Source organism: Treponema bryantii (assembly GCF_900111035.1).
In the GTDB taxonomy this organism is placed as follows: domain Bacteria; phylum Spirochaetota; class Spirochaetia; order Treponematales; family Treponemataceae; genus Treponema_D; species Treponema_D bryantii_C.
Genome location: NZ_FOFU01000020.1, coordinates 1 through 5,732 on the forward strand (window position 1 = coordinate 1; position 5,732 = coordinate 5,732).

General features: G+C 32.7%; 3 protein-coding genes. All 3 read left to right on the forward strand.

Translation table 11 applies throughout. The features are described from left to right. Nucleotides 1–1,863, forward strand: a 1,863-nt coding sequence (locus BMY21_RS15475) for an RHS repeat domain-containing protein (protein ID WP_218141072.1), incomplete at its 5' end; no start/stop codon positions are given. Continuing rightward, nucleotides 1,841–3,034, forward strand: a complete 1,194-nt coding sequence (locus BMY21_RS15480; RefSeq protein ID WP_074645763.1) for an RCC1 domain-containing protein — start codon at nt 1,841–1,843, stop codon at nt 3,032–3,034. The genes BMY21_RS15475 and BMY21_RS15480, both read left to right, overlap by 23 nt. A gap of 413 nt (nt 3,035–3,447) precedes the next feature. Further along, nucleotides 3,448–5,732: hypothetical protein (locus BMY21_RS15485; protein ID WP_143064260.1), on the forward strand; the 2,285-nt coding region annotated here is incomplete at its 3' end.

Here is a 5,732-nt window from a genome sequence, read left to right on the forward strand (position 1 = left end):
GAAAGAAAGAGCCGTATCCGTGAACGGGACCTTCACATCTACACAAAACAGAATGAGACAGATGGCTGGAGCGAACTTACACCGGATAACTGGTACTACGTGGTAGATCCGAAAAACCAGAGTATTCATTTTAATCTGAAGACTTCTCTTAAAACCCGTTTCATAAAAATCCGCACAATCTGGGATGACAGAGATTTGGATAATAATAATGTCTCTGACTATGTGACATTCTCAAACGACAGCGTACAGAAAATGATTAGAATCTGGACACTGGAAAATGAGAGAAATGAAGCTTACAAATATGATGGAAACTCAAACCGCAAGATCATTACTGAAAACGGAAAGAACAGAAGCTACACCTATTACAAAAATGACAAAAACTGCAATACAGCCCGCGTAATGTCTGACGGCAAGTGGTACTATACCTATGACGATAATGGTAACAGAACTGCAAAAGGATACAAACAGAATTCAGATAATGATAAGGTTGTTATTGATGAAACCAGAGAAAACTGGGAATACACCTGGGACTATCACAACCGACTTGTAAAGGTTCAGCAGTTTAATGCTCCGGATAATGCACAGAATGTATGTGTAGAATATACTTATGATGCAAATAACCATAGAATTGAGCGTATAAGTAAAACAAATTCGGTTGCTGAAACAACTCAGTATGCCTATGGCCGTAATGGGGCTCTGACATATCAGAAGAAAACTTCTGGCTCTGCTGTAACAACTCGATGTTTTGTATATTTAAACAATCAGATAGCAGGATTCATGGATAAAACAGAAACTGGAATTGAAACAATCAGATATGCAGTTACAGATATCCAGGGTAGCGTTACTGAGGTCTATGATGACAATAACCAACTGGTATGGAAATCTGGTTATACCGCCTTCGGAATAAAAGCAGGGGAGACAACAAAACTACTTGACTTTGAAGGTCTGTACACAGGATGTGACTATGATGTAGAATCTGGTTTAACATATCACTGGAACCGCTGGCGAAGTGAGGATGGTGAATCATGGCTATCTGAAGATCCAATTCGTGATGGTATAAACTGGTTTGGTTATGCTGGACAGAATCCAATTAATTATCTAGATTCGACAGGTCTTAAAAAGTATAAATCTGTTTCAAAGACAGAAAATAATAAAAGTAATAAAAACTCAAATAAGCAGGAAGAAAATCAAACAGGTGGGCAAACGGGACCAACAGGTACAATAGAGTCGTCAAAAGCCCCAGATGCTCCAGTTCCTAATCTTAATTCAGCTAATGGAAGTAATATGGGAGAATCTAAAGAGTCTTACACTATTGTTGATGAGTATTCTAATGGAAATACTACTGTAATGATAATGGCAGATGGTACTATAAATGTAAAATCTACAGAACCAACGACAATTATTGTTGTGACTTATGATAATAAAACAAATGAGGCTGGTGCAGAAATGGGAACAATGGATGTGTATTCAGCTGATCCGAATTCTGTATATAATTCGACTTCTTGTAATGTGCCAGATGCTTCTGTCCCTATTGTATCAGGAAGTACAAACGCATCTGCATATAAAACATCGGTAACATTAGATAAAAAACAGGAATCAGTAATGAATTCTGGAAATTCTGTCCTAAGAGATTCAAATCATGGTGGTTCTAGTAATACAATGATAAGACTTGATAATAAAGGAAATTTAATTCATCAAGGTAATATAAATGGTATACAGGAAAATGGAGCACATACAGCAGGTTGTATTGCTGTAACTCAAACTAAAGAGCAATCTTTAAGTCAACAAAATGCTGTGGTGGAAAATTATAATCAATTCAAAAACGCTGTAGGAGAAACAAATGTTGTTATTATCATACGTTAAAAAATTACTTACCAGTATAGCTGTTTTCATTTTTGTTTATACAGTTTATTCCCTTCAGCTAGGGGATGGAACGAGTATTAATAGTTATGTTCCAAAGATGATTATGAAGGATGTTAAACAAGTTATTACAAACGATGTGTATACTGTTGTTTTAACTAAAGACTTAAAAGTATTTGCAACAGGTTATTATTCAAACTCAATTCCGTATGTGGATGGAGTTTTAGATGGTGCTGATTCTTTCATAAAAATTGCTGAAAATGTTGATACAATATATAATGGTGTTTATTTACGTTATGTAGATAAAACTTTAGGTTTGCCAATATCAAAGTCTCTTTCTTTCAAAAATATTTCATTTGATAAACATATAAATAATGTAATTTATTTTGATAAAAATAATTACTTGATGTTATTGATTGATGCTTATAATAATTTGTGGATTAAAGGTCGCGAAGTGAAGTCTGTTAAAGAAAGTAAATATGGTAATACATATGAATATTCATCTGAAACTAACGGTTTTAAGAAAATAGATAATAATGTAATTTTTGCTTACTCCTCAAACAATATGCTTATCTATTTGAAAAAAGATGGAACTGTTTGGGCAAGAGGGGATAATTCAACAAGAAAATTAAAAAATTGTGATGAAAAAATATTTCTTGAGTCAAGAAAAATAGCAGAGGATATAGATAAATGCTTTATAAAAGAATATGTCTATTTTATAGATAAGTATAAGAATTTAATTAAAATAGAGAATGGAAATCATATAACAATTGATACAGATGTAAAAAGCATAAGCGATTTCTTTTACATAAAGAATGATGATTCTTTATTTGCTTATGGCTTTGGTTGTTATGGATCTTTAGGCGTTGGAAAAACCGATGAGGTAAATGTCCCTCCTACTTTTGTTATGTCTAATGTAAAAAAAGCTATAGGGACTGAATTTCATTCATTAATTTTAACAAATGATTATAAACTATATGCTTGTGGTGGCGGACATTGCAATTTTGGTGCAAATGGAAATGGTTCAAAGGAAAGACTTGATTATCCGATTTTAATCATGGAGGATGTAAAAGATTTTTCTATATCAAATTATCATAGTATGGTTATTAAAAATGATGATACATTATGGGGATTTGGCCTAAATAATATTAATGAACAGGAATTGTATTATTAAATGTATTTCAAATTTTTGAAGTTATTATAAACGAATATAAATGAATGAGTTACAATGAATTTAAAAGCAGAATTAAAATGTAAAATTGTACAAACGAAAATCTTATAAAAAAGCAATATTCGCTATGCTACAAAAATTAAAATTTCATAATAAAAAAAATATATTAGATTAATAAAAAAATGAAAAGAAAAAAAGTTTCTATATCCGAGATCGCAATAAATATACGATATTGAAAATAAAATATTTTGATATTGCCATTTAAGGAATGATTTTTTTGAATAAAATAATGAAAAAAAATTAATAAGAATTAATTAAAAATGGATAGTTTAAAAATGAAAATATGTATATTTCTTCTTTTTATAAATTTTATATTTATTACTTTTGAATTTGTAAAATCATTCATGACAAAAAAAATGAAATTAGTAAGTATGTCTTGCAAGGATTTATTTTTTAAGAAAAAGTTTTTGTTTGGTATTATAAGTTTATTATTTATTAGTCCAGGATATTCAAAAATACTAACTAAAAATTCAGGAAAATTATCTATTTCAAAACCTGTTGATTCAAATGTTGATCCAAATTGGAGTATTGAAATATCTTGTTTAGGCGATAAATATACAAACGTAAATGGGATATGGTTTGTTGAAGAACACGATACTATTTCTATAAACTATGACGAGGCTTTTTTGAGAGGTGGTGATCGAAGTGGCGCAGAGTTTAAGAGAACTCGTTTATCGATTTATACATCAGAAGGGATAATATTAGGAAATGAATTTACAGTAACAAAAGGAATAACATATTTTATTAATATTATTATAGAAACGTCGAGTTCTTATGATTTTTATCAGCCATCACAAAGCATTACTTTTTCCCAAAAAATTATTGCGTTTAATGATTATTTTAAAATTAATGAAAAAGACTTTGGTGTTAATTGTACTGGTGAGATAGTAACAAATACCAACATAAAGCTTAAATGCTATGATGCATTTCCTAAAGATAATAATTGGTATGTAAAAAAATCTTCACCTGTTGATATCATCTATAATAATTCTTATAAACATGAAAACTGGAATTCTAATAATAATAATACTGGTAGTGGGGGTGAATATGAAAAATATACTGAACTAAGAATTACTGAAGATAATAAAGTTACATATAAATCAGAGAAAGGAAAAGATAATATTTTTACTAAGAATATAACAGCAAATACGAAAATCGAATTATATAATATTTATATGACTGCAAGTTCTTATCTGTCTGCAAATTCTGGGGGTACAAAAATATCGGAATCTCTTATTGATAGTATAAATATAATATTAGATTCAGATCCGCCAACCCCACTACCAACGGTAACAGGAAGCTGTGCCGACTGGACAAATGGAAAAGACAATGAAAATAAAGACGTAACGCTGACAGCAGAAGGCAGCATGGACGGCGTAAGCGGGGTGCGGGGATATGAATACAAAATTGGAAACTCAGACTGGATACGCGGAAACGAATATAAACCTGATGTAAAGAACGGAGAAATACTGGATACAGTAGTATATTTCCGGGCCGTAGATAACGTCGGAAACGCATCAGAAGCAGTGTCTGCCAGAGTAAAGATAGACAAGTCAGCCCCTGTAATAAGTGCAGATAAAGAAGCCAATAAGTGGACAAGAGATGACATAAAAATAACTGCGAGAGATACGGGTTCGGGTTTCAACGGTTTTGAAATAGAAAAAGACGAAAAAAAATACATTCCACAGACAGCCAATACTCTGAGTGAAAGCGGAACTTATACAGTCCGGGCAACAGACGGGGTCGGAAACAAAAGTGACCTGATAACATACCTTGTAGATAAAACAGCACCACAGATCAACCTGAACGGCTATGAAGAGGGAAACTGGACCAGTGAAGACGTAACGATAACGTTTACAGATGCACATTCGGGCATAAAAAGCGTTACGGTAAACGGAAGTACAGTATCGCGGGAAGACGGGGATAAATATAAAATTACAGAGACTGGAGAATACACTGTAAAGTGCAGCGATAATACCGGCAATGAAAGTACCGCCACGGTAAAAGTAGATAAAATAAAGCCTTCGGTTTCAGACATCACTTTCAGCGGATTCAGATACGAAGAAAAAGATGAGACACAATACCTGAACAGTTTTGACGTAAAGTATAATGTTACAGAAGCTGATTCTGGAATCAAGGAAAACATCCTTTCTCTGAACGGTTCGATAGTAAACGAGAGTACAGATAAAAACGTTATATACAGAGAAAAACAGAATCTTGCAAAAGTTCAGAGAAGCGGAAATGATAAAACATTCGAATACAGCGTCAAGGTAACTGACAACGCCGGAAACGGATCAGTAGAAAAAAAAGCAAGTCTGACCATTCCAGGAACAATCATCCTGAAAACCGTAGAAAAAGAAGATGAGAACCAGGGGCTTAGAAAAAACTATATAAAAGACGGATACACAATAAACGGAATCCTCATAAACAAAATAGATTTCGGCCTGTATAAGACAATCAGACTAAAGCGTACATTCCTCGCAGATAAAGAGGAAGGACAGAACCGAAAGGAGTTCTGCTATGAAGAATACAAGGCCAGATTTGACGGCAGTGTAAGAGAAGAAGAAATAAAGGAAAACTGGGAAAAAGCTTCACAGACAGTAATTACAAAAGCTGATGTAAGAAAAGTAACAATAGGCGG